The organism is Adhaeretor mobilis (assembly GCF_007741515.1).
In the GTDB taxonomy this organism is placed as follows: Bacteria; Planctomycetota; Planctomycetia; order Pirellulales; family Lacipirellulaceae; genus Adhaeretor; species Adhaeretor mobilis.
Map to the genome: position 1 here is coordinate 24,574 of NZ_CP036263.1, position 24,754 is coordinate 49,327.

Sequence of the window (24,754 nt, forward strand, 5' to 3'; positions counted from 1 at the left end):
TTTAGTAGGAAATCTTGGTTCCTGCTCGATCCCTCCTAGCTTCGGAAGCTGTGTCGTTCGAAACTATCTGCTCTGGCAGCGCGGCACTGTTTCGCTCGTAGAATCGTGTTTCTTTAGTAACCAGTTTGGGCAAAGTCATGGAAATCGTTATCCTTCTCATTGGCACCTACGGCACCGGCGATGCCCAGGGCATCTATCTGTGTGAGTTCAACACCGTTACGGGCGAGTTGAGTGCGCCAGCGCAAGCGGCCGTTATCCCTACACCAGGGTTTTTGGCGATCTCCTCCACCGGGAAGCACGTCTTTGCAGCGGGTCGTGGAGAGCCAGACAGTCCCGGCGCTGCGGGGCGTGTGGTTGCGCTGCGCTGGGATGAGGATGCACGCAAGCTGGACTTGCTCAACGATCTACCGACCCAGGGACAAGGTCCCTGCCATGTGAGTCTGACGCCCGACAATCAATTAGCGCTTGTCGCGAGTTACGGCAGCGGCAGCGTGGAAGCATTCAAAGTCAGCGAGGCGGGCATCCTCGGGCAGCGGAGTGCGTTCATTCAACATGCAGGGAAAGGTGCCAACCCCGACCGCCAGGAGGGCCCGCACGCGCATTCCTTTACGCCCTCGCCAGACGGCCGATTCGCTCTGGCGGCTGACTTGGGACTCGATAAGTTATTCGTGTACGCAGTCAATCAAGAGACCGGCGCGCTCACGCCGCACGATCCGCCTTTTGCTGAAGTTGCTCCCGGCTCTGGCCCCCGGCATATCGCTTGGCTTACCAGTGGTCCCAAGAAGAACACCATTGCCTATTTGATGAATGAAATGAGTGGTACGGTGACGGTGTTTTCTTGGGACGAGCAAGCGGGCCGATTGGAAGAAGTGCAAACCGTCTCGTCCATGCCACCGGGTTACGAGGGGCACAAGCAATCGGCTGAAATCCGCGTTCATCCCAACGGCAAATTTGTGTACGCCAGCAATCGTGGCGACGACAGTATTGCAGCGTTTGAAATCGACCAGACCAGTGGCAAGCTAGAACAAATTGAAGTCGTGTCCTGTGGCGTCGAGTGGCCCCGCAACTTCGAGATCGACCCCTCGGGGAACTTCTTACTTACTGCGGGCAAGAATTCCAACGATATCGCGGTGCTGAAGATCGACCAGGAAAGTGGCGAACTCACGCTCACTGAACATCGAATCGATGTGCCAGCGCCAACTTGCCTACGTTTCATGCCTCAGTAGTGCCGCTTGCGCCTTACCCGTTGCACCCTGTGCGAGGCGTAGCTCACGGGCTAGTCGATGCTTGTTGCCACCTGTCGTTTGCTTCTACTACGGCAAAGAAACGACCGCTACGGTCACGAAGTCCGTGCCCTGCGAAGACAACCAGCACCATCGCATTCACGATCATGTCATCCAATACGATGGCAATAGGGCTGTCCGGAGTTTCTCAAAGGAGTATCCCATTGGCCACCAGAGGCAGATGCTCTAGCTCGCGGATCGCCCCAGTTGGGTCGTTTCTGGAAGCAAGCAGGACTTACTCGTCGACATAGTCGACCAATGTACCAACGACACTGGCTTGTGGATCCTGAGCGGAATCACGATACTATGCTGCATCGCGACGTACGAGTCGTGGAAAGCTCACTTTCGATCGAAGCGACGGGTTAAGCAGCAAGCTGCCCCTGCCGGAAAGCTTATAGCCGTTAGCTAACAGCCTTCACTCCTATGTCCCGCGATTCCCAACAACTAGAACGGCTTGTCCGAGAGTTCTTGCGGCTTACCAAAGGTCGCGTAGGCACACGCTGGTTAGTCGTGCTGGGCGTACTGGGGGTGGCTTACCTGGTTGCGGCTCCGATGCTCAACGAGCGTATGGGTTGGAACCTGCCAGTGATCGCTGCCGAGCAAACGGCGACACAATCTGATCGCGGAGAGCAAGGCACTAGCCAAAGCGATTCGCAGAGCAGCTCGTCTTCGCAAACCCAACGACCATCCACCACCAAGGGCGGGACGGTCGATCCGGCTGAGCTGGATCACATACTCGTCTCCGACAGCAATCGCGTTTACACATCGCCTGCGGGCATACGTTACACGCGCGGCAGTGCCCATGGACATCGGCTGAAGCATTTGATGGCGCACGCAAGCGATCAACCGGGGCGAGACGGCTCGCATGGTGTGTTTGATGCGAATGAACCGGCCGCTGTGGTGGAGCTAATCGACCAGGCGTATATGCAGGCGCTCAGCGGCCAAAGCACGAAAACCACGCACGAAGCCAATGGAACTAAGTACGAAGTGAGCATGGGCCGTCGTATTGGTTACGTGGGCGGCAAGAGCGGCGCCCGTCGTCGGCCTCCTCATCCGGCGGCACGCAAACTTCGCATGATCCTCGACGGCGATCGTTTCATCACGGCGTTTCCGTTCGACTAACAACTTAGTCGTTCGATTAATAAACTTACTAACCACAGAGATCACGGAGGTCCACAGAGTAGGATTTAGGAGGACACACATCAATTGCCTAGTAAGCTTTCGAAACGGGTGATCTGCAAAATTTACTAAACGACTTTCAAGCAATCTGTGCAGACGCCGAGTTCTCCACGAAATCCTCCGTGTCCTCTGTGCTCTCTGTGGTTCAAAACGAAGCGGTGTATACTATGGCGGAAATGTTTCACGTAGGAACCTGCCCCATTTGCCAAGAGGGCACCCTCGGGTTGCGCAGTTGCGGACAGTGCGAAGCGATTGCCATAGTATGCGACGAATGTGATGTCGCCTGGAGCACGCCCGACTTGTCGGCCAAGCCCACAGTCTCGCGCGGAGCGGACCTGCCCTGCCCGACTTGTAGCGCACCACTCTACGCAGCGGGTTCACGCTGGGCCACGAATGAGGAAATCGCCCGCCGCGCCTGGCTGCAAACAGCCATCGACGCAGGCGAGCTAAAGCTTTCCAAGGGTGAAGCCTACGCGCCAGAAGCTAACTAGCCACGCCGCTTGCGGCTTAGCCGCTATTTTCTACAAGGTCGCCGAGCTACCAGAACGCCCAGACCTAAAAACCCTAGCAACGCGGTGCTAGGTTCGGGAACCGCGGTGAGATAACCCCCGATCGCGACGCCCCCTGGCAGCATACTGCCAGAAGTGTGGATCATGAGGTACATGTTGCCGGCCAGTAAGTTCTCGATCACTCCTGGTGCGGTAATCGCAAACGTAGAGCCGAGGCCGGGTGCCATCGCCGAGCGATCAACCGCATCGGAATCGTCCCAGACTCCAGTGACGAGGTTGTCGACAGCAAATACTTCGATGTTATTATCGTCGTCGCCTCCCTCAGGGTTGTTGACCGGATCGTTGTTGCCAGGAAATCCATAGATGTTTAGCGCGTGTTGCGTTCCGCCTGTAGCAATTCCGTCCTTGCTTCCGCCGTTGGCTGCGATTCCCGCAGAGAGATCGTGGAGATGGATTGCTGTGACGTTATCGTTAGAGTCTTGGGTTTGATTGCCGTCGAGATCCAGCCCCGACAAAGTGATCCGGTAACTGGCCGTCGTCGGGAAGAACTCCGTGGGCCCTGGCACGTTGAGAACGAACTCAGCAGTCGCCGTCGCGGGTGAGAAAGGGGCTTCGACATCGCCGACTTTCACGGTCGTCCAGTCCAATGCCGCTTGAAGAGTGGTTGTCACTGCGGCAGCGCGATTAGTGCCGGCGGACAAGACAGCAGCGGAGAGCAGGATTGATGGGAGCAGTGCGATTGGGAAGATGCGCATCGTTAGTTCCTCGTGTTTAAGTTTGTGAAGGTGAAGGTGAATAAAATTAGGAATAACTCAGTCGGGTATCTCATCGGCGGGTACGAACTCTGCTGCCACTGACGAGGGTTAGGAGAAACAGAATAGAACAGCCCGGTTCAGGCACAGCAGCTGAAATGACATTTGCTGTGGTTTGGGTGACCGTGCCATGTTGCTGCTGCCAGTACATTAGATCGAATCCATCCACCAGATCGTCGTCGTTGCCATCGGCCGTCAGGGTTGGCCCAGTGGAACCATACTGCTGTTGCCACTGGAGCAAGTCCGCGCCATCGACGGACAGATCGTTATTGAAATCGGCAACGCCAAGCGTCACCAATTCCTGCCTTAAGAGGTCAACGGCAGCAATCTGTTCGCTCAATTGCCACTCGCCAAACGGATCGTATGCCAGCGGTATGAGCAACGACTCCGAGCGCTGGTACCCAACGGCCTGTAAGCGAACGGGCATCGCGTAGATACCTGGCACCGCGCCAGCGATAGGCATGGTGTAGTAGCCGTGGGCATCCCAGAAATTTCCCCCCGGATACACGCCCCAGGTCATCCCTACTTGGCGCTGCGAATTGGCAGAGAGTGTGTACTCAATCACTTCGCTTTCAACGGGAACGTTGAAGCCGTCGAACTCGGGATTTTCCAATGTGAGTACCGCAGTCGTGCTGGTGACATCCGTGCCATCCCAAAACAAGGGCCGGCCGATTGCTTCGAGTTCCAACTCAGTACCCGCGGCAAGTCCATTTGCGCTAAACTGCACTCCAAAACCGGGAGCTTCCGCATAGAGTTCTCCATTGAGGAGACGCAACATGCCGAGGCCATTGTTGGAGAATGTGGTCAGTTGGCCAGTTTGGGAATCAACACGGATATCAATAGGGCTCTCGTGAGCAATGCTGGTTGAAGCAACTGCCAACCAGCAGACGAGCAGTAAGGGTCTATTTCGGTTCATTTTTTCCTCTTCAACGGCTAGTTAGAATTCAGAACTGCGAACTTCCCACATTGGGAGCAGCAAAGTTGAAACCAAGCTCGGACCATTCTCGCAGCGAGCTTGCGGGTATCACTTCCACGTGCCCATCGACATACAAGTAGTGCGCCACGTCACCACCATGTCGATCAGGCTGAATTTCTGCAGACAGGCGTTGCCAAGTGCGTCCTTTCTCAATGTTCCGAGGACTGAACCACACCGAACCTGGGTGGGCGTGATCCAACAATTCGGTAGCCGCATCAGCCACAACAGTCGTGTTTCTCAGGTCGGAACCCTCAAACGCAAGCAACGTTTTCGAGGTTGCCGTGAGTTGGTCGATACGCTCGACCGAATCGGGCCCCGGCAGTGCGAGATACTCGCTCATGAGATAGCTCGTGCTGCGATGCTCTAGCCAAATGTCGCGATGCGGATCTTCTGGACATATGCGAATGCGATCGACGTTTTCCAAATAGGGTGCTGTTGTGAACACCCAGGAGCTGTCCTCGCCCGCATGTGAGGTTCGCGGGAAATGACCGTCGTGTGAATCGACGTACATCAACATAGCAAGGCCGAGTTGGTGAAGGTTGTTCGCACATTGCGCACGCCGGGCGCTGGCTCGTGCCGCCTGCACCGCAGGCAACAGCAAACCGAGCAACAGACCCACAATGGCAACGACAACCAGCAACTCGACGAGCGTAAACGCTCGACGACTAGACATCTGACTCTCCCAAAATTGTCTGGGAATCGTTTCGCTAGCAGCGCCAGCTGGGAAATGCTGACGGTCCCGAAACGAACGCTACAGAAAGTGAGGCTCGTCCATTGCCGCGCAACATCAGCACAACAGGAGCAAAGACTCAACGAAAATGGCCACGGCTACGAGACTTGCGGTGGCGGTGTCGGTGGGGAGAAAACTGGATCGCTCGCAAGAGCCGGTAAGACAACCGTTGAAGGTTCGACCGGTATGTTCCAAGCTACGCTTACACGTTCAGGAGGAGGTGCGAGGGCAATCCCGTGGGATGCAAAAGAAAGCCCTTGGCATTGCATCGCTTTCAGAACGATGATCGACGGTTTGCCATTAGGTTGTTTCAGAGTCTTTTCAGGGCTGCTGTTCGGAGGAGTTTCCGCCGTGCTACAACTTCCGCACTTGCTGCAGCAGGTTCGCACAGGTGCTTGCTTCGCCGCAGCCGCCACGACGTATGCAGGCGGTGTCACCCCTTCACGTTTCGCCCAGGCTAGGCGCTCTGCAGGGGAGTGACAGCAGCAATTATTCCAACACTTCTCCGCGGTATTGCACCCGCAGGGACAGTTCTCGCAAGGAAATCGCTCTCCCGCCGCTTGCTTCTCAGCAGACCCACCGGAAACGTTTCCAGCAGGCAACGGGACCCCCAGCGCCACCACAGCGAACCAAGCAACAAGCAACGCGTTAGCAAAACGCCAGAACATTAAACTGGGAAAGATTGCGGAGGGAGTCAAGGGCGAGAGGTTGTACGACTTCAGTCTAACTGAAGTCGTGCTGAATGCCAGACCCTGCTGTGCGATCAATCGCCAGCACAAGAATTCTACGTGCATTTGACCCCATGTTCTCAGGCTGATAGGTTGACCGATCCGCCGAATCCCCCACCTTCTTTGGAGAGTATTGCCATGAAACGCCGCCTACTTGCCTTTGCAATGATTGCCCTAGCCGCCGGACCGCTGGCCTATGTTTATGCCCACTGTGAGGTGCCCTGCGGTATTTACGACGACGACGGGCGCTTTACTGACATGCGTGAGGATCAGACCACCATCGCCAAGGCGATTACCAACATCGTCGACATGGCCGGAACGCACGATGCCACCGGGCACAACCAGCTAGCACGCTGGGTAACCACGAAGGAAGACCACGCCACACGCACGCAGCACACCATTGCCCAGTACTTCATGACTCAACGCATTAAGGCTGATGATCCGAAGTATGTCGAGAAGCTCACTGCCGCCCATGGCGTAATGGTGGCCGCCATGAAGTGCAAGCAAGCGGCCGACCCCGCGACCGCCGAGGAACTCTCGAAAGCGATCGCCAAGTTCGAGACCGCCTACAGCGGCCACGCACACGGTGCTCATGGTGACCATGCCGATCATTCACATAAATAACCCGTAGGGTCCGCCGTGTGGACCATGTTAAGGGCTTAGGCGTGTAATATAGGAACTTCGTACTATTCTTCGGTCCGCACAGCGGACCCTACGCAACTCCGAAGCCGTTCTCGCAATTCCGCGAGGGCGGCTTTTTTCTGCGACTTTGCGAACCTCCCTGTGACACGCTCCGTACTAAAGGGTCGAATCCAACAGAGTTTGTTTCCAGATAGGCTTGCTAGTGCAAGGCGAGCGACAAGACAGCCTGCGACCACGAGGTCTTTCGGGCTGTGCTAGCTTGAAAGCGTCGCCTTGGATGACTCCTCTCTCACTGACTAAAGTCTCTTGTAGCCAGCCCATCTTAGTATGTTGCTTGATCGTTTTCGGAGAAGCTTCTCCGGCCCTTGCTGCTAAGCCCCGCTTGGAATTCGACTTCGGTCGCGCTGTTGCCTGTCGCGTGGTCGCCTCTGAGGACCCCACAGGTGATCCCGTATTGGGTGAATCGGCGCTGGGCGAGCCCGAAAAACTCATCGAGTTTACACTGCCCGTGTCTGTGCAATTGCTCTCTGGTGACATGCGAAAGGTCTTGGCACTGCGCATCGCACTGCGCGACAATGATCAGAAGATGATCGTCCACGATTTCTGCCCCAAGACTCGCCTTGAGAGCCAGCTCACCGGCGAAGTCCATCGCACTCACAAGGTCGAGACCAATCATTCGCTGAGCGCAACCCTGGGCGGCGAGGCACCCGTGCTGCTGGGCGACCTTGTCGCGCAAGTGACGCCCTCAGTCAGTGGTGCTACCGGCAAGCTCGACGTCGTCACGGAGATCGAGCGACGTCGCCCCCCTAAGGATCTGCTCATTGCCAGCGGTACGACCAACCAGCGGCATGGCGTGTTCTTTCGCTTGAAGCCCTCGCCGCAAACTACCCTGGAAGGTGTTCACAAATTGACGGTAATTCTGCGAGTCCCGCCCAACTGGCGGGGCGACGTGCTTCAGGTGAGCGCCTCGGCAACCGGCAATGAGAAATGGCTCTGGATGAGTAGCGAGGCAACCTTCGCGCAACTCACGGCGCCAGTGGCGCTTTACTTAGAAGGCGATCCTGAGGCACGATTCGCTGCGGAACGCTACCTAAGACAATGACTGCTGCTGTCATTGATCGTTGCGGCTAATAATTCTTGCGGCTGCGTCGCCCATTACCAAGCAGGAAGGCGAATCCCCACAGTGCAAGCAGTGCTGAACTTGGCGAAGGGACTGCCATCGTTGCGATCTGATTGCTCACGATTGTTGAGTCCCGCTCCCGTTGCCACAAGAGAAAATCGGCTCCGTTAATGGAGAAGTCCGAATTGAAATCTCCTATCGGTGCGGATCCTGTCGGAAAGCCGCCATACGTCTCCTGCCAAATGTCTAAGTCTTCACCATCGACAATTGCATCGCCGTTAACGTCGGCAAGAGGAGATACGGCGAGCGTTCCGCTGAATGCGCCGGAGGAGTTCCCTGGCGAGAACGCGGCGCTCGTCGCAAAGCCGCGGAGTACGTAGGACCCTGGGCCGATAATGAATGAACGGTAAGACTCTACGTCACCAGGGGTGGGGCCGAAGGTGACCAGTGTTGTTGAGCCGGCATGTACATTGGCGACTTCCAAGCCTGCTGTGCCGTTGACCGCTTGGTCCACATCGGCAATCAGTGTGAGCCGATGGATGGCGTTGGTCGTAAAAGCTTGGTCGAACGTGGCGGAGGAAGACGCTCGCGGAGTATTGGGTGGGTCGCTCAGTTTCGTGGTGAGTGAAATCGAGGAGGCGGAAAACTCAAACAAGTTGCCCGATAAAGAGGGGATGACACTTGCAGCCGCTCGATCGGTGGCCCCGCCGACAAAGTTATTCGCGCCCACGGAATCACTTAGGTAGTCGTCGACCAAAGCGGAGTCGAATTCAGCCCCTGCGTGAGCTTCCATTTGGCCTGTGATGACAGAAAAACTAACGGCACCGCTGCAGGCATGCCAGCCGTTCACCAGAGTTAATGCTACGAGCCAGCCGAGTACCAAGACTGGAACCGGATGCCGTGAGCCGAGAAGCCGCGAACGCCGCATGAACCACCTGCCCGAAAGTTAAGATTGCCTGTTGGTTGCTCGGAAATATCGCTACCGGCAGGAAAGCCTGCGTTTGATTCCAATCCCAAATTGTACACTCGGGCACGAGAAGGCACCACAAACGGGCCGCAATCTGAGCGAATGACGTAGGACAAACCTAGTCAGGATGATCACTATCGGGACAGCCGTCATCGTTTTGTGGGCGCGATTGGCTGCGGCAAATTGCAATCAAGTTTCATCTCAATATTCGTAACTTGTTTGCCTTGTTGAGTTTGGGTTCTAAGTTCTCTCGGCAAGGTGGGGAATGGCGCAGCGATTGCCTCTATTCTAGTTCGGACAGACATTTGCACAAAATCAGAATTAGGGAACAGAGGCACTCGATATGGCGATTCTTGTAGCCGCGACGGTAGGCGGATCGATCGGCTGGCTTACAGGCCAGATTTGTCGCGCTGCGCGGGGGGTCTCTAGTAGCATCGCCGTCGGCGTCTTCGGCTCGCTGCTGGGGCTTGTAATGAACTTGTGGCTCAGCGGAACTTCGGTCGGTGCCAATGGAGTCACGGGTTCCCTACCTGCTGCCGTTCTAGGCGCGGGGTGCTTGCTACTACTCTGGAACGTCGCGCAACGTCTATTCCTCGCAGCCCCCTGTGGCTCGCAGAAGCAAGACGGTTGAGCGCATCGCTCCGCAAGAGTTCAATAATTGCTGCGGTCCGGCGGACAGCCGGAGAAACCCCTGAATAGATTTCACACGGAGTAGTCACAGCACGCGCATGTGTCCCCCGTCGACTCGTTGGGTCGCGGCTAGGGAGCAATTGGAGCTAAGTGAGGCTGAGCTACAGTGCAGCGCCGCTCAGACTTCCTTCTCATCGATCCACGACATCATGCGTCGCAATTCGATGCCGGTTTTCTCAACCGGATGCTGACGCTCCAGGCGACGTCGGGCCTTGAAGGCCGGAGCCCCGGCCTTGTTCTCAAGGATCCAATTGCGGGCGAAGGTGCCGTCTTGGATTTCGGTAAGAATCTTCTTCATCTCGGCCTTGGTTTCGTCGGTCACAATGCGTGGCCCGCTGCTGTAGTCGCCGTACTCGGCCGTATTACTCACGCTGTAACGCATGTAGTTTAGACCACCCTGGTAGAACAGGTCGACGATCAGCTTCAGCTCGTGCATGCACTCGAAGTAAGCCATCTCGGGTTGGTAGCCAGCTTCGACGAGCGTCTCAAATCCAGCTTTAACCAACTCGGCTGCTCCACCGCATAGCACGGCTTGCTCGCCGAACAAGTCGGTCTCGGTTTCTTCTGCAAAGGTGGTTTGAATGATGCCGGCACGACCACCACCAACGCCTGAGGCATATGCGAGACCTACGGCCTTAGTCTCTGGGCTATGTCCCTCTTCCAGGGCGATCAAACAGGGCACACCGCCGCCAGACACGAATTCGCTACGCACTAGGTGGCCAGGACCCTTCGGGGCAACGAGCAGCAACTCAACACCCTCAGGGGGCTCGATTTGGCCGAAATGCACGTTGAAACCGTGCGAGCACATCAGGATGTTGCCGGGTGCCAGGTTGTCGCGAATCTCGTTGCGATAGACGTCTGCCTGTACTTCATCAGGCAGCAGAATGTTGATGATGTCGCCCTTCTTGGTGGCTTCGGCGGCGCTCATTGGCTCGAAACCGTGGCTAACAGCCAAGTCGTAATTAGGGCCACCGGGACGCTGCCCGACAATCACGTTGACGCCGCTCTCCTTGAGGTTTTGAGCGTGGGCGTGCCCCTGGGAGCCGTAACCAATAATGGCCACGGTCTTGCCTTCCAGGATTTTCATGTCAGCGTCTTTGTCGTAGTAAACCGTAGCGGCCATCGTTTGAATTCCTTGGTTGAATGTGTGTTTTATGCTGAATGATTGTTGTCGTAGGCTGTAACAGGCGTATTGCCCACATGTCTTAAGACCCGGCGACAAGGTATCCGTGAAAGGGAGCGTGTGTCATCACAGCGCTAAAGCTTGTTACGGCGTACGTGGTTTGACTTACTGTTCCGTACCGCCGTTGCGATTCACCCCGCGTACCATGGCGATTCGTCCGGTGCGAACCATTTCGGTGATACCTAAGGGTCGCATGAGGTCGATAAAGGCTTCGATCTTCTTCTCAGGGCCAGAGATTTCCACGACTACGTTCTCGGGCCCTACGTCCACGACTTTGCCGCGGAAGATAGCGCAAAGCTCGTGAATCTCCGCCCGCTGCTGGTCCTTGGCGGCGACCTTGATGAGCATCAAGTCGCGTTCGACGTAGTCCTTGCTGCTGATATCGTCGACCTGCACAACGGTCACGATTTTCTCCAGCTGCTTGCGAACTTGGTTGAGAACGCTATCGTCCCCTCCCACAACAAACGTCATGCGAGAGAGGTGCTGGTCCTCGGTCTCGCCGACGGCCAGAGATTCAAGGTTATATCCGCGCGAGGCTAGCATGCCGGTGACGTGGGAAAGCACGCCCGGCACGTTCTGCACGAGAGCTGAGATTACATGTCGCATAGTGAAACAAGGGACCTACGCAACGCCCAGAGGGTTCGCACCCCGAGTTTCGCTGCAGCCCTAACAGTCTAAAGGGTCGAAAAACCGAACCTTAGATCATAACTAGCGGGGATTAGGGCCACAAGCGGCACGGATTGGCCGCTTGAGGCTCAGCTGGGATGCCAAGATCGTCAGCTAGCGGCCCCCCGCCAAGCTGCGAGTGGCAAACTTCCCCTTTCCGCCGGCTCGTGCTAGGCTGACCTGATTACCCATTCCGCAAAGTCCCTCGCCTAGCGATTGATGTCTACGACTGAGCTTCCCCAAGAGGCGATTCACGAATCGCTGCCTGCCACCGCTGCTGAGCCTATCTCGCCTACTGGTGCGATTCGGATTCGTGGGGCCCGCACGCACAACCTCAAGAATATCGATCTCGACATCCCGCAGCGGAAACTGGTCGTAATCACCGGCTTGAGCGGCTCCGGCAAGAGCTCGCTGGCGTTCGATACGCTACTCGCCGAAGGCCAGCGGCAATACATCGAGAGCCTCTCGGTCTATGCCCGGCAGTTTTTTAACCAGATGCAGCGGCCCGATGTCGACGTGATCGAGGGGCTTCAGCCCACGATTGCCATTGACCAGAACGCGGGCAGCGTAAATCCGCGTAGCACGGTGGCCACGGTCACGGAAATCCACGACTTCCTGCGCGTACTCATGGCCCGCACGGCCGAAGTGGAATGCCCTGAGTGTGGCCTGCCGATCACACAACAATCAGCCAGCGAAATCCAAGAGGCGATTGCCGACTTGCCGCTCGATAGCAAGGTGATGATCCTCGCCCCGATGGTGCGAGGACGCAAGGGCAAGCATGCCGACGTCATGGAGCGCATTCGTAAAGAAGGCTTTGTGCGCGTTCGTATCGACGGAGTGACGTATGAAGTGGAAGACGCTCCTGAGCTGAAAGCTCAAAAACGACACGATATCGAGGCGGTGGTCGATCGCGTGATCGTACGCGAAGGCTTGGAAAACCGTTTGGCAGAATCCGTGCGGCTGGCCCTTAAGCATGGGGAGGGGGCATTGCGGATCACCTATCTCACTCCGTTAGACAAAGTGCAAGCGAACGGGTCGAGCACCAAAGAAGTTACGGCTGAGAATGGTTGGCGCGAGCGTGTGTTTAGTACGCAGTACGCTTGCCCCGATTGCAAGCTGAGCCTCGCCGAAGTCGAGCCGCGTACGTTTAGCTTCAACAGCCCTTACGGTGCCTGCGAAGAATGCGAGGGCTTAGCAGCGCGCGAAGCCTTCGATCCTGAGCTGGTGCTGCCTGATATTTCGCTTTCACTGGCTGACGGGGCGATTGCTCCCTGGCGGGGGGCGACCGCCGCGGCACGCAAAAAGCAATCCAAGCTGCTCGGCCCGCTGCTCAACAAACACAAGGTGCTGCAAGACACGCCGTTGGACGCGTGGAGTGCCAAGGCGAGAGAGCAATTGCTGCACGGTGACAACAATGCATTCCCCGGATTACTTGCTCACTTAGAGATGGACTATGCAGGAACGACGCGCGACAGCGTTCGCACAAAACTGGCCGAATTTCGTGGCGTAACGCCCTGCCCCGCATGCGAGGGTTCGCGATTGCAGCCAGAAGCGCGCTCGTGTCGTCTTGCCGGACTGGCCATTCACGAGATCGCCCGCCTGACCGTCGAGCAAGCGCTCGACTATTTCCAAGGCTTGGAGTTCCCACCCGCGCAACAGCCGATTGGCGAACCACTGATTGCTGAGATCGTTAAGCGGCTTACATTCCTCGCCAAAGTCGGCGTGGAGTATCTCACGCTCGATCGCCCTGCCGACACGCTTAGCGGTGGCGAACGCCAGCGCGTGCGTTTAGCCACGGGCATCGGCTCTGGCTTGGTGGGCGTGTTGTACGTGCTGGACGAACCGTCAATCGGCCTGCATCCGAGGGACAACGCGCGGCTGATTGAAGCGCTGCGCGAGTTGCAGCAACAAGGAAACACGGTGTTGGTGGTCGAGCACGATGAGGAGCTGATGAGAGCGGCCGACTGGCTTATCGACATCGGCCCGGGTGCTGGTTCAGGGGGCGGCACGATCGTCTCGCAGGGAACTCCCGCAGAAGTGGCTGCAGACGAGCACTCCCTCACCGGTGGCTATCTCTCTGGACGCTTGCAGATCGAGCCGCCAGAGAAACGTCGCAAGGCAGTGAAGACTCGAACGGTGCATCTTGAGGGAGCCACGCTCAACAACCTGCAGAATGTGAGCTTCGACATGCCATTGGGCCTCCTGCACTGCGTGACTGGCGTGAGCGGTTCGGGGAAGAGTTCGCTAGTAATCGACACGGTTGCAAAGGCATTAGCAAACAAACTCAACGGCGCATCGCAACGCCCGGGTCCCTACAAGAAATTGCAAGGCGTGAGCAAGCTGCAGCGGTTAATTCACGTCGATCAATCCCCCATCGGCCGCACACCCCGCAGCAATCCGGCGACGTTCACGGGAATTTTCGACGACATCCGGCGCGTGTTTGCCGGCACGAAACACTCCAAACAACTCGGTTACAAGCTGGGCCGGTTTAGCTTCAACACCAAAGGGGGCCGCTGCGAGCATTGCCAGGGTCAGGGCGTGCAGCGCGTCGAGATGCGCTTTCTGCCCGACCTCTTCGTGACTTGTCCGCTGTGCTACGGCAAGCAGTTCAATCGCCAGACGCTGGCCGTACGCTTCCGCGAGAAGTCAATCGCCGATGTGCTTGCTATGAGCATCGACGAAGCGGTCGGCTTCTTTGAGAACCACGACACCGTGCATCGCATGCTCACAAGCCTCGTGGATGTGGGCCTGGGCTACCTGACGCTTGGTCAGCAAAGCACAACGCTTTCCGGTGGCGAGGCCCAGCGCATTAAGCTAGCCTCAGAACTGGGACGCCCTTCAAGCGGACACACGCTCTACATTCTCGACGAGCCCACCACCGGCCTGCACGCGGCAGATATCGCGCGGCTGCTGAAAGTGCTGCATGGGTTGGTTGACTTAGGCCACACGGTTTTGGTGATTGAGCACCACACAGACGTGATTCGCAACGCAGACTGGGTAACCGACCTCGGCCCCGGGGGCGGCAGCGCGGGGGGGAAAGTCCTCGCCGCCGGCACCCCGGAGGAAGTTGCAGAATGTGAAGAGAGCTTCACCGGGCAGTGGCTCTAGCGCAAGCTTAACCGCGATTGAAGCTAGAACAGCGACGCTAGCTCGCATCGCTCCGATGCCGTTCGTACAAGTGCTTCACCAACAAGAATCCCAGCGACGCCGGGACGGCGTGGGCTAACCGACGCGTACGATATCGTTTACCGACGGAGCCACCTCGTAAGGCGTGCCAAAGGACTTTCTTGTCCTGCTTCGTCGGTACTTCCATGACGATCTTTGGCAACAGGCTCCTCTGCTGAAGCGGTTGCTACATTGCTAGCTTTGCCATTTAGGGCACAGCAGCCATCGCTACAACCATCACAGCCGCCGCCGTTGCAGCAGCCGCAGCTTTTGCGTACCGCTTTCCACTCAGTCACGCACACATCGCACGTGTACTTTTCCTTCTCAAGATTGTTTACGCAACGGATCTTGCCGCAGTGTTTGTTCGTGCAATTCCCATCGCAGCAAGCGGTGCAGTCACAACCACCACAGCAGCTGTCGCAACAGCTTGATTGGCAACTTTTCTTGCAGCACTCCCAAGGCCAGCGAAATTTCGGAATGCACACGGGCTCAGCACATACGTTGTAGCAGTGCTTCTCGACTTCTTCCTTTTTGATTTCCGACTCGCATTGATAGCAGTCAGGATCGCAAACACAAGTTGCACACTTAGCGACTTTCATCCTCGCCTTGTGGCACTTACAAGGGTCGACGCGACACGGCTCGGTAGCGCAACCGCAAGTTGCGGCTGCGCAACCACACGAGGTACACGTGGCCTGTTCGACAGCGGAGTCTTGGCTAAGTGTAGTGGGCTGCGACAGTCTTTCGACTGCGAGGGTAGGCTCGCAAGTAGCGACCAGCACGGTTACCGCAGCTAATGTGCTTAGAGTTTTTGTCATTGTAATCGTCCTTCGTGGAACGTGTCGGAGCAAACATTTCGCCGCGGCACTTGTGCCGCGATCGCGGTCTATGCTTCGACTTATCTAGAAGTCCACCATGAAGCGGGCCCCCAGAATCGTGTAGTGGCCGCTAAACACTCCCAGCGAGCTTGTCGGGTCGTCGGCCTCCTCCAGCACATTGCGATCGTCGATCTCGCCATAGATCGCATTAAACTGCATGCGAGCGTAGGGACTCCAGTACCAGTTCAGCCCCAGGGTGTGGCTATTGCCAATACCGCCGGCAATGTCGTTGTCGTTGAAGTCTGCGTAGCTGTAACGGTAAGCCAGTTGCCAAGCACCCCAACCACCGCGAATGCCATCGGCACAGGTGTCAACCAGGAAGAAGTTCTCAAGCGGCTTGACACGACCGAGCGTGCCCGAGCTACGGTCCCACGGCATGTGCTCACCCGTGAGGAAGTACGAGAGGTAGGCGTATCCGCCGTGCAGGTGTGTCTCATTCGCTTCACGGCGTTGCACCCACATGTTTTGGTATTCGCCCACGAGTTGCAATGCGCCAAAGTTCCACACATTCTCTAGGCCCACCATTTGGTAGTCGTCTGCCCCGGTGATTTGCCCTGTATCGATCCACCGATTTGACGAACGAGCTTCTGGACGATGGCGGAAGCGTGCCTCATTAGCTGCCCGCCCGGCAATGCCGCTACCATCGGGATCAGCGAGGGTGCCGCTCACAGCCCAGTGACCGTAGCCGCGCCCGCCGGATGTCTCGTCATACCACCAAGTGTTTGCCAATCGTCCAGCACCTTCCATTTGGTAGTGATCGCTCACGTAGCTGCCTTCGTCTTGAATCAGACGTTGGTTGAACACACCGTAGCGCCAGTTCCAGGCCTCGTCTTGCGAAACGCAGTAGGATGCGAGACCCCAGCGGCGGGCATCTTGGTTGAAACTCTCAATGACAAACGGGCGTTCCATGAAAACGTTGTATCGGCTGCTGTTGAGGTGATCTAACCCGTAGGGACGTTTCTGGTTACCGAGTAGAACGGTTTGCAGGAAAGGGACATCGTTCCAACCAAGGTACGCATCACGAAATTCGCTCTTGTTACCACCGGCGAACTCCATTTCAATTTTGTAGAGCATGTTCGCCATGAGCTTGCCCTTCACGCCAAAACGCATCCGACGGAAGCCGACACGATCTTGCGGGCTAATTGTAGGGTCTTCGTTCTCGATCATGTTCACACCCGCCGAATCGCCGGGGAAGCTCCACATGTCCGCGTGGATACGGCCGCCCACTTTCATGGAGGCATGTTCGTGGCCGCTGAAGGCAACATTTTTGAGCTTGCCCTTCAGTTCGTTGTAGCTGTCGGACAGTTCGCTGTGATCTTCTTCTAGATTGCCATAATCCTCCTCCAACTCGTCGTAGTTGTCCTCAAGCTTTTTGAGCCGCTTCTTGATGTCCGACAACTCGTTGCCACCTACGCCGTCTTCAGCCGCATCGCTTGTGTCTTCGCCGTTAGTGTCCGCTAGCTTCAGCGAAGGTTCATCTTCCAGGTAGAAGTGGTAGTGCGCCACGGGAGCAAGCGGCTCTGAGTCCAACGGTGGCAGTGGCTGGATGGCCGCTGAGTCAGACGCAGAGAGTGTGGCCACAAGTAACAATTGGGCGATCATGCCCAGCACAACCGCAGCGATTATGCGTCGACGCTGCCGCCACAGGCTCGCCTGCGTTGAGTAATCTGAAGGCTTCATAGCGAAGAGTGGCTCCATCCTTGGAGAAGGTGAGCTTGCCGTTTAAGCGAACTTTGCGACCGCAGGGTCGCATTGATTGCTAGCATTTGGCAGCGCGCGTATAGCTTTCCCGCCGTGCGGCTTTTCTGGCTATGCAGGTTACTTCGGTAAAAGTGCCTGGCGCGAAATGTTAAGATTGCCCTGCTGTGCGGAGAAAACTGGTTGAGTGCACGCAGAAGCGGCATGACCCGTAAAGTTTAACAGCAAGGGGGCACTTTGTAGCTTGGCCATCCTGGCTGAGTCGTGAGAAGTTCGCATGCCCACCCCGCATTGCCTCGGGATACCGCGATGATGGTGGCGACCGCCCACGGATCAGGCCAGGAGGCACTGATCTACTTAGCCGAAGGCCTAACGTGAAAGCAGGTAACAGGAATGCTGTGCTCGCATCCGTTAACTTGGCTCTTGGTCGTCATCTAACCTGCTCTTACTCTCTTTGAAACGCTCGAACAAATTCAGGGAATTCAGGGCAAGCATTAAGATCACGAAGCCCACCAGTGAGACTGCGAAGGCAGCCCAATTACTAAAGCCGAATTGTCGTGCGAGAGGCAAGGCTAAACCGAATAGTAGGCCTAGGATCGCTATCAAAATTAACGGTTCGACCGACTTGAATCCTGAACCCATGGGTTTCAAATCATCTTGAGGAAAACGGCCACCAACTCCCTACACCCGCTCCACCACCGTCGCGATGCCCTGCCCGATGCCAATGCACATCGTCGCCAGCCCAAACTGCACGTCGCTGCGGGCGAGCATGGCGTGGATGAGTGTGGTGGCGATCCTCGCGCCGCTAGCACCCAGTGGGTGACCAATGGCCAGCGAGCCGCCGCGCACGTTCACTTTCTTGGGATCAAGCTCCAGCATCTGCATGCAGGCGATGGCTTGCGCGGCGAACGCTTCGTTCAGTTCGATCAGCCCGATATCCGCCAATGAAAGCCCGGCCCGCTTGAGCGCTTTCTGCGTGGCTGGCACGGGACCAGTACCCATGACCGCGGGGTCGACGCCGGCGACGGCCGTGGCGCGGATTTTGGCAATCGGGTTCAGGCCCAGTTCCTTCGCACGCTCTTCACTCATCACCAGCATCGCAGCAGCGCCGTCGTTCAGTGGCGAGCTATTTCCTGCGGTTACAGTACCAATGCCAGGCATGAACGCCGGCTTCAATGCAGCTAATTGCTCCAGGCTAGTATCCGGGCGGATGCATTGGTCGGCGGTAATCAGCTGGCGCTCGCCCGCCTCGTCGCGGCCCCACACGGGGATGATCTCTGGATCAAACTCGCCCGCCTCGGTCGCCGCCGCTGCCTTTTGGTGGCTCGCGAGCGCGAACTCATCTTGCGCCTCTCGGGCGATGCCTTGCGATTGGGCTAAGAACTCAGCCGTGTAGCCCATGTGCAGGGCGGCCTTGCTAGTGTTGTGAAATAGCTTCGGGTTAAGGTCGATGCCGTGATCCATGGGCAAGTGGTGCATGTGCTCCAGCCCACCGACGATTTGCACATCTTCGCCACCAGCAGCAATGGAGTGCGAAGCCTGGTTGAGCGCCTGCAGGCTGCTTCCGCACAGGCGATTGACCGTCGCCCCGGCTACGCTCGAGGGGAGCCCAGCCACCAGCGCCACAATCCGCCCAATATTAAAACCCTGCTCCTTGGTCTGCTGGGTGTTGCCCAGCACGAGGTCTTCAATTGCTGCGGGGTCAATGCCCGTACGCTCGATCAACGCTCGCACCACTGCAGCGGCTAAGTCGTCTGAGCGCACATCGCGAAACACACCGCGCTCTGGATGTGCGCGCCCAATGGCAGTTCGACAACAATCAACGATGACAGCAGTTTTCATAGGTAGCCTCTCATTCTTCGACTCGTTCCCACGCTCCTGCGTGGTAACGGGATATCCAGCCGCTCCGCGGCATTGCACCCTGGATCAACATTCGTTCTTGATTCAACGCTGCAAGACAGTGCATCGACGCAGGAGCGTGGGAACGAGGTTGTCTGTGGTTCAAAACTAGTGGGGATAAAACTTTCCATCACCTTCAGCAGTCTTCTTCAAAAAATCTGTGGGCTCATAACGTTTACCCAATTCTTGGTACTCACCAAGTTGCTCCAGTATCTTCGCTGCTCCCACATGGTCTGCCCAAAAGAACAGCCCACCGCGGAATGGAGGGAAACCGATACCGAAGATCAGTGCGAGATCAACATCCGCTACGCTGTGGGCGACGCCATCTTCGAGCACACGCGTCGCTTCCAGCAGCATGGGTAGCATTAGGCGCTCTGTCAGTTCCTTAGATTTGAACTCTTTTGACGCTGTGACATGCTTAGCGATGATCGCGTTCGCTTCGTCGCTAGGTACTGGACGACCCTTCTTGCTTTTCGGGTAATCGAAAAAGCCCTGCCCGTTTTTCTTGCCTTTGCGGCCTGCTTCAACCATCGCTGGCAGAATGCTGGAGGGTTCTATACGGTCGGGGAATGCCGCGTGCATGACGCCACCAGCGTGGATTGCTACGTCCAAGCCGACTGTGTCGTAAAGTTCGATGGGTCCCATGGGCATGCCAAAGCTCTTGGCGGCGCGATCGACCGCTTTGATTGACGCGCCTTCTTCGAGTAACAACAGCGCCTCGTTCATGTAGGGCAGCAACACGCGATTTACCAGGAAGCCAGGTCCGTCGCTTACGACTACCGGCGACTTGCCGAGTTTTTTGGAATAGGCCACCGCGGTAGCGATTGTTTGGTCTGAGGTTTTCTCACCGCGGATGACTTCGACCAATGGCATCCGGCGAACCGGGTTGAAGAAGTGGAGCCCGCAGAAGTTTTCGGGCCGCTCGAGCGACTCGGCCAAGCTGGTCACCGGGATCGTCGAGGTGTTCGTGCAAAGTAGCGTGGACTCGGACAGATGTGGTTCGAGCCTTGCATACAGCTCTTGTTTCGCTTCTTGGTTTTCGTAAATTGCCTCGATCACGATGTCTGCGTTGGCGATTTCCCCATCGCTTAAGGTGCCGTTGATCAGCGGTGTATACTCCAACGCCTTGGCCACATCGGGGCCTTTGATTTGTTTGTTGTAACTCACCTCAGTGAGCACGCCCTGTACGCCGCGGCCGACGGCTTCAGCAGAAATATCGCCCAGCGCCGTGGGAAGCCCGCGTTTCACGCTGGCAGCGGCAATGCCCTGCCCCATGATGCCTGCGCCGACCACAGCTGCGGAGTTGATCTTTGCGGGCTCTGCGTCGGTACCTGCCTGTTTCTTATTCGCATCGCGCAGGAAGAATACATTCAGCAGCGCTCGATTTACCGGTGAGCCAAACACTTCCGTGAAGCCCTCGGCCTCCATCTGGCACGCCTGTTCGACATCCACACCAGCTGCGCCGAGCATGACTTCCAACGCCGCTAGAGGTGCTGGGTAATTTCCTTTGGTCTGCTGCTGGATGTATGCACTGGCAGTGGCACCGAGGAAGCCGAGTTCGGTATCGCTGATGCCCCCCTCTTCACTTGATATTGGCGCTGCCCAACAGTCGCGATCTTTGAGATAGTCTTTGTGTTCGGCCTCGTGGCAAACCATGCGCAGCGCGGCTTCGAGGAGAGGCTCTTCATGGGAAGTTTCATCCTTTTCGGCATCGGGACGATGCGGGCTAACTTGGACGACGTCTTGGGCGAGACCCATAGCTTGTGCGGCTTTGGCGTCGATGCCTTCGCCGCTGGTGACCAGTTCCACCGCATTGGCGAGGCCTACGATTCTTGGCGTGCGTGCGGTGCCACCCCAGCCGGGGAACAGACCGAGTTTGACTTCGGGAAACGCGAAGCTCGTTTGAGCGTTGTCCATCATGATGCGCCGATCGCACCAAATGGCTAGTTCCGCCCCACCACCCAGACACACGCCATCGATCGCAGCAATCGTGACGAATGGCACCTTGGCGAGCCGGCCGAAAAGCTGCTGCCCGCGCTGTGCGACTTTCACCACTTCCTCGGCCGGCAGATCAATGTCCGCGACGAATTCCTTGAGGTCTGCGCCCGCGATGAAGTTACCCGGCTTGGTGGAGCGGATCACGAGCCCGACGATGCCGTCGCGATCTTCTAGATCGTCTAGATGCTTTTCGAAATCGACCAGCACACTTTGCGAGAGGACATTCGCCCCCTTGTTGGGGTCGTTGAGCGTAAGGACGGCAACGTCGCCGAACTCTTCATTCCGAATGGCAAGCGAAAGGAGGGACGAGTCGGACATATTGATGGGAAAAGGGTTAGGGGATCGATTTGGATTAAGAGCAAAGTCAAATAACGAAAAATAGCGAGTGCCAGCAGCCCGCCGGTGCCTCTGTGAGTGGTTTCAGTAAGTTGCAGATGTCTTGCTGGCGATTTCCGGCGGGCTGCTACCTCGCGGGTGGGGGGTTAACAGACTGGTCTATCTGTGAGTGATTCAGGATTCACTAGTAGCGACTTACCTGTTCCCGCTACAATACATTCTATGTCAGCCAAGCACGATAGCCCACCCGAAGACCACGCCCTGCGCAATAATGGCCCGTGGTGGATGTACCCCGTGGTGCTCGCCGGGGCGGTAGTGATTGTGGCTTTGTTGGCCGATAGGACGAATCACCCACCGGCCGACGCGCCCGAGCAACTCGCCGCCTGGACGCCCACAGCGGTTTCTCCAAAGCAGCAGGCAGCAGGCGAGTCAGTGAAGTTGAGCATCGACTTTGGCAACGGCGCCCAACGAACATTCAATCAGCTGCCGTGGAAGGAGGGAATGACCGTCGCAGATTTGATGCTGGCAGCGCAAGATTTCCGGCCCGGCATTCAATTTGAAGCAGAAGGCGAGGGCGAAACGGCCTTTCTCAGCTCTTTGGAGGGAGTCGCCAATGGCGGCGACGAGAAGCAGAATTGGCTCTATCGCGTCAATGGCGAGCACGCCCACGTGAGTTATGCGGTATACACACTCCAATCGGGAGACGAAGTCCAATGGATTTACGCCCGCGGCCAGGGGGAGTAGAATCCGTAAATTCGAATCGGTCGCTTGCGGCTTAGCGGGCACCTGTGAAAACGATAGGATTCGTTTTCTTCGCTACACCTGCGAGCCGTTGGCCCGCGGCCATTTTTCTTACTCACAAATCTCAATGACTGTATCAACGCCATGAATCGCGACACTTTACGAGAACTCTCCGTCTTCACGCTTTTGCTCACTTTGGGCGTCGTTGGTCGTTGGGCCCAGCCGGCTTGGAATTTCACGCCATTGGCTGCCGTGGCGATGATGGGCGGTTACTACTTCCGCTCGTTGCTACCCGCCGTGCTGTTGCCGATTGGCATGTTGGTGGTCAGCGATTTAGCATTGCTCGGGCACGACAGTCTTGCCGTGCAGGCATCGGTTTACGTAGCGATTAGTTTGCCGTGGGTCTTGGGACGCATGCTCCGGAGTCGATCACTAGGGGGGCATCACACAGGTCGCACGGCGATCGCACTTGGCTGTGGAGTCGCATCTTCACTGGCGTTTTTTGCCGTGACGAACTTTGCCGTGTGGGGCTTCCAGAGATACTACCCGCACAGTTGGGCTGGCCTCGTCGAATGTTACGCGGCCGCGCTGCCTTTCTTCCGCACAATGCTAGCCGGCGATTTGGCTTACGTAGGCACCCTGTTCGGCGGTTTGAGCGCCGTCGAGTGGCTAGCCGAACGACGCCAGTTCAGCCCCTCGCAAGCGTAGCCAAACCTGAGCCGACAGGTGTAAGCCGTCGGGTAGCACCGCCGTTAAACATAGTAACTAGAGAAGCCTCAACCGGCCGCGGCGACAGGCTCCTCTGCGGGAGCCGCCTCTTCAAAACCTTCATCTTCAGCGGGCGGCTGCGCGGCAGGGTCGGCAGGTTGCATTGCTGCGGAGAGCCGAGACATTTCCTTGGAAAGGGAAATCACATTGGTGGCGGTCTCCATGACGATCGCGTCCTTGTCGATTGCCTGCTTGGCGAGCGAGTCGAGCGGATCGAGCAACGGATCGAGCGTATTCTGCGCTTCAGGTGATGCTTTGGCGACCTGCTTCATGGCATCAGTCAATCCGTAGACGCGATCGAGTAGCCGGCGGATTTCGTACTTGGGTTCCTGTTTCCCGCGGGCTCCTCCTAAACCGCCTCCGCCGTAGCCCCCTCCATATTCACCGCCACCGAAGCCCCCACCACGGCCGCCTCCGAATGCGGCGCCGCGATTTCCGCCGAAGATCTTTTGCTGATATTTCTTGGCTTTCTTTGCCTCGTCTTGCATCACACTATCAGTCAGGCTCGCCAATGCCAAGACAGTTGGCTTCACGTCGAGGCTTGCGGAGCCTTCAAATTCCAGTCTCTTCATAAGCGAGGCGGCATAACAGCGATCGTCAAGCTGCAAGGCCGGATCCGCGACGAGCAATGTGACCGCGTCCACAACCGGTTGGTTCGCTCCCTCGGCTGCTTGGGTGATCAACACTCTTGCCGCCAGACAACGGACCCAAGCGTGGACATCGGGGTCGGTTCCCGTGGGGCCTTCTTTTGTGTTCACCATTTTCATGGCGGCTTGGTTGAGTTGTTCCGCTTGAGCTTGGTCGATGCCAAAGCGGGCGTGACGTTGAAGACCGACCAGAGCGCCAACTTTGGCAGACATCGGCACCATCACTTTGTTCTCGCCGCTCCCGAAGGAATCTTTCTCTAGCAGTTTGAGTAGCACGCTGGTCCCTTGCTTCCAAGGCACTGGCGGTTTGGCATTGCGTCCCGATCCGCCCGGTTCCTCATTAAGCAGGCCGATCAGAAGTACCGCGTTGTAACGAGTTGCCGGGTGGTAGTTTTGCAAAGCAATCTTACCCATTTCCCTTCCGGCAGTATCAATCAGGTAGTCTCTTGCTTCCTTATTCGTGCAGAGATTCACATTGCGTTTGAAGAAATTTTCGCGCTTCTCGGCTAGCTCACCAAGCGCCTGAGGGCTTTGGCTAGTCATCGAAGGGAAGTACCAGCCCTTGAAGTACTGGTCGAGTACCTGCTTGTTAGCCGCAGTCATCCCGTTACCTCGAAAGATCGCAGTGAGGTCGCGAATCAGCGCCTTCGCCTCTTTCTCATTGAGCTTGGGCTGCTGCTCTAGATATCGCTGCGCGAGCGACGTTTGAGCGGTTGCAAGGAAAATGACCACGGCGAGACATGCCGTTACTGTAGTCGTAATGGAAACGGACCAAGAGCGTCGCATGAACCTCGTAGGCGGGTTTATTGAATAGGTCTTCGTCATCGAATGGGCTTTCGTCTGTGAGTTACGGAGCCAGTGCCAACTGAAGAGTCGCGTCTGCCTTGATGACAGTCGAAAGGCACCAGCACTGCATGAATTCCCCACATTCACAGTACCCAGCGAGGGCCTAGAATGTCAAGGTTTGCGGCTTAGAGCCAGGGTCGCAGTCAGTTCCATTTGCGACAGTTACGAGCATTCTGTGGGCAGAAATCACAAGAAACAGAAGCTGTTCGTAGGGTCCGCTGTGCGGACCAAGGCGGACGCGGTGTACTTTGGGGGGATCCCAGCTGATGGTTGAGCGAGCAACGGCTTACACACCC

The 24,754-nt window shown here is 57.0% G+C and carries 21 protein-coding genes; 10 read left to right on the top strand and 11 right to left on the bottom strand.

Annotated features, from left to right (window positions below; all coding sequences use genetic code 11):
* Nucleotides 1-137 precede the first annotated feature (137 nt).
* From HG15A2_RS00090 to HG15A2_RS00100, 3 genes are all read left to right on the top strand, one after another.
* Nucleotides 138-1,226 carry a lactonase family protein gene (locus tag HG15A2_RS00090; RefSeq protein ID WP_145056631.1) on the top strand — a complete coding sequence of 363 codons (1,089 nt, stop codon included), beginning with the start codon at nt 138-140 and terminating at the stop codon, nt 1,224-1,226.
* 480 nt (nt 1,227-1,706) lie between these two features.
* A complete protein-coding gene (locus HG15A2_RS00095) occupies nt 1,707-2,405 on the top strand; it encodes a hypothetical protein (RefSeq protein WP_145056633.1) in 699 nt (232 codons plus the stop codon).
* A 224-nt stretch (nt 2,406-2,629) separates the two neighbouring features.
* Nucleotides 2,630-2,953, top strand: a complete 324-nt coding sequence (locus tag HG15A2_RS00100) for a hypothetical protein (RefSeq protein ID WP_145056635.1) — start codon at nt 2,630-2,632, stop codon at nt 2,951-2,953.
* 23 nt (nt 2,954-2,976) lie between these two features.
* Here HG15A2_RS00100 and HG15A2_RS00105 read toward each other — a convergent pair whose 3' ends face one another.
* The 3 genes from HG15A2_RS00105 to HG15A2_RS24985 form a co-directional block, all read right to left on the bottom strand.
* Nucleotides 2,977-3,726, bottom strand: coding sequence for a PEP-CTERM sorting domain-containing protein (locus HG15A2_RS00105; RefSeq protein WP_145056637.1), 750 nt, complete (start codon nt 3,724-3,726; stop codon nt 2,977-2,979).
* A 70-nt stretch (nt 3,727-3,796) separates the two neighbouring features.
* Entirely contained in the window at nt 3,797-4,699 is a 903-nt protein-coding gene (locus tag HG15A2_RS00110; RefSeq protein ID WP_145056639.1) for a hypothetical protein, read from the bottom strand.
* A 28-nt stretch (nt 4,700-4,727) separates the two neighbouring features.
* Nucleotides 4,728-5,432, bottom strand: coding sequence for a DUF1559 family PulG-like putative transporter (locus HG15A2_RS24985; RefSeq protein WP_145056641.1), 705 nt, complete (start codon nt 5,430-5,432; stop codon nt 4,728-4,730).
* An 87-nt stretch (nt 5,433-5,519) separates the two neighbouring features.
* On the opposite strand from HG15A2_RS24985, the gene HG15A2_RS00120 reads away from it, so the two are divergent.
* From HG15A2_RS00120 to HG15A2_RS00130, 3 genes are all read left to right on the top strand, one after another.
* Nucleotides 5,520-5,969 (top strand): hypothetical protein, encoded by a 450-nt coding sequence (locus tag HG15A2_RS00120; protein ID WP_145056643.1) that lies wholly within the window; start codon nt 5,520-5,522, stop codon nt 5,967-5,969.
* Between the two features lie 386 nt (nt 5,970-6,355).
* Nucleotides 6,356-6,841 carry a superoxide dismutase [Ni] gene (locus HG15A2_RS00125; RefSeq protein WP_145056645.1) on the top strand — a complete coding sequence of 162 codons (486 nt, stop codon included), beginning with the start codon at nt 6,356-6,358 and terminating at the stop codon, nt 6,839-6,841.
* A 352-nt stretch (nt 6,842-7,193) separates the two neighbouring features.
* Nucleotides 7,194-7,961, top strand: a complete 768-nt coding sequence (locus HG15A2_RS00130; protein ID WP_145056647.1) for a hypothetical protein — start codon at nt 7,194-7,196, stop codon at nt 7,959-7,961.
* Between the two features lie 25 nt (nt 7,962-7,986).
* Here the strand turns inward: HG15A2_RS00130 and HG15A2_RS00135 are convergent, their stop codons facing one another.
* Entirely contained in the window at nt 7,987-8,829 is an 843-nt protein-coding gene (locus tag HG15A2_RS00135; protein WP_145056649.1) for a hypothetical protein, read from the bottom strand.
* 460 nt (nt 8,830-9,289) lie between these two features.
* Here HG15A2_RS00135 and HG15A2_RS00140 point away from each other — a divergent pair, with 460 nt between their 5' ends.
* Nucleotides 9,290-9,577 (top strand): hypothetical protein, encoded by a 288-nt coding sequence (locus HG15A2_RS00140; RefSeq protein WP_145056651.1) that lies wholly within the window; start codon nt 9,290-9,292, stop codon nt 9,575-9,577.
* Nucleotides 9,578-9,754: 177 nt separating this feature from the next.
* Here the strand turns inward: HG15A2_RS00140 and ilvC are convergent, their stop codons facing one another.
* Nucleotides 9,755-10,768 (bottom strand): ketol-acid reductoisomerase, encoded by a 1,014-nt coding sequence (gene ilvC, locus HG15A2_RS00145; protein WP_261342178.1) that lies wholly within the window; start codon nt 10,766-10,768, stop codon nt 9,755-9,757.
* A gap of 156 nt (nt 10,769-10,924) precedes the next feature.
* Nucleotides 10,925-11,425: an acetolactate synthase small subunit gene (gene ilvN / locus HG15A2_RS00150; RefSeq protein WP_145056655.1), complete on the bottom strand. Its 501-nt coding sequence runs from the start codon at nt 11,423-11,425 to the stop codon at nt 10,925-10,927.
* 279 nt (nt 11,426-11,704) lie between these two features.
* Between ilvN and uvrA the strand changes: the two genes are divergently transcribed.
* Nucleotides 11,705-14,593, top strand: coding sequence for an excinuclease ABC subunit UvrA (uvrA, locus tag HG15A2_RS00155; RefSeq protein ID WP_145056658.1), 2,889 nt, complete (start codon nt 11,705-11,707; stop codon nt 14,591-14,593).
* 37 nt (nt 14,594-14,630) lie between these two features.
* Here uvrA and HG15A2_RS00160 read toward each other — a convergent pair whose 3' ends face one another.
* The 4 genes from HG15A2_RS00160 to HG15A2_RS00175 all read right to left on the bottom strand — a co-directional run bounded on the left by HG15A2_RS00160 (nt 14,631) and on the right by HG15A2_RS00175 (nt 21,438).
* Nucleotides 14,631-14,813 carry a hypothetical protein gene (locus HG15A2_RS00160; protein WP_145056660.1) on the bottom strand — a complete coding sequence of 61 codons (183 nt, stop codon included), beginning with the start codon at nt 14,811-14,813 and terminating at the stop codon, nt 14,631-14,633.
* Nucleotides 14,814-15,549: 736 nt separating this feature from the next.
* Entirely contained in the window at nt 15,550-17,205 is a 1,656-nt protein-coding gene (locus HG15A2_RS00165) for an OprO/OprP family phosphate-selective porin (protein ID WP_246117841.1), read from the bottom strand.
* 699 nt (nt 17,206-17,904) lie between these two features.
* Nucleotides 17,905-19,065 carry an acetyl-CoA C-acyltransferase FadA gene (gene fadA, locus HG15A2_RS00170; RefSeq protein WP_145056662.1) on the bottom strand — a complete coding sequence of 387 codons (1,161 nt, stop codon included), beginning with the start codon at nt 19,063-19,065 and terminating at the stop codon, nt 17,905-17,907.
* A 165-nt stretch (nt 19,066-19,230) separates the two neighbouring features.
* Nucleotides 19,231-21,438, bottom strand: coding sequence for a 3-hydroxyacyl-CoA dehydrogenase NAD-binding domain-containing protein (locus HG15A2_RS00175; RefSeq protein WP_145056664.1), 2,208 nt, complete (start codon nt 21,436-21,438; stop codon nt 19,231-19,233).
* Nucleotides 21,439-21,678: 240 nt separating this feature from the next.
* Here HG15A2_RS00175 and HG15A2_RS00180 point away from each other — a divergent pair, with 240 nt between their 5' ends.
* Both HG15A2_RS00180 and HG15A2_RS00185 read left to right on the top strand, forming a co-directional pair.
* Nucleotides 21,679-22,200, top strand: coding sequence for a DUF4430 domain-containing protein (locus HG15A2_RS00180; protein ID WP_145056666.1), 522 nt, complete (start codon nt 21,679-21,681; stop codon nt 22,198-22,200).
* Between the two features lie 141 nt (nt 22,201-22,341).
* The gene (locus HG15A2_RS00185) at nt 22,342-22,905 is read left to right on the top strand and encodes a DUF6580 family putative transport protein (RefSeq protein WP_145056668.1); all 564 of its coding nucleotides are present in this window, start codon (nt 22,342-22,344) and stop codon (nt 22,903-22,905) included.
* 68 nt (nt 22,906-22,973) lie between these two features.
* Here HG15A2_RS00185 and HG15A2_RS23685 read toward each other — a convergent pair whose 3' ends face one another.
* Nucleotides 22,974-24,398, bottom strand: coding sequence for a hypothetical protein (locus HG15A2_RS23685; RefSeq protein WP_218932208.1), 1,425 nt, complete (start codon nt 24,396-24,398; stop codon nt 22,974-22,976).
* Between the last annotated feature and the right edge of the window lie 356 nt (nt 24,399-24,754).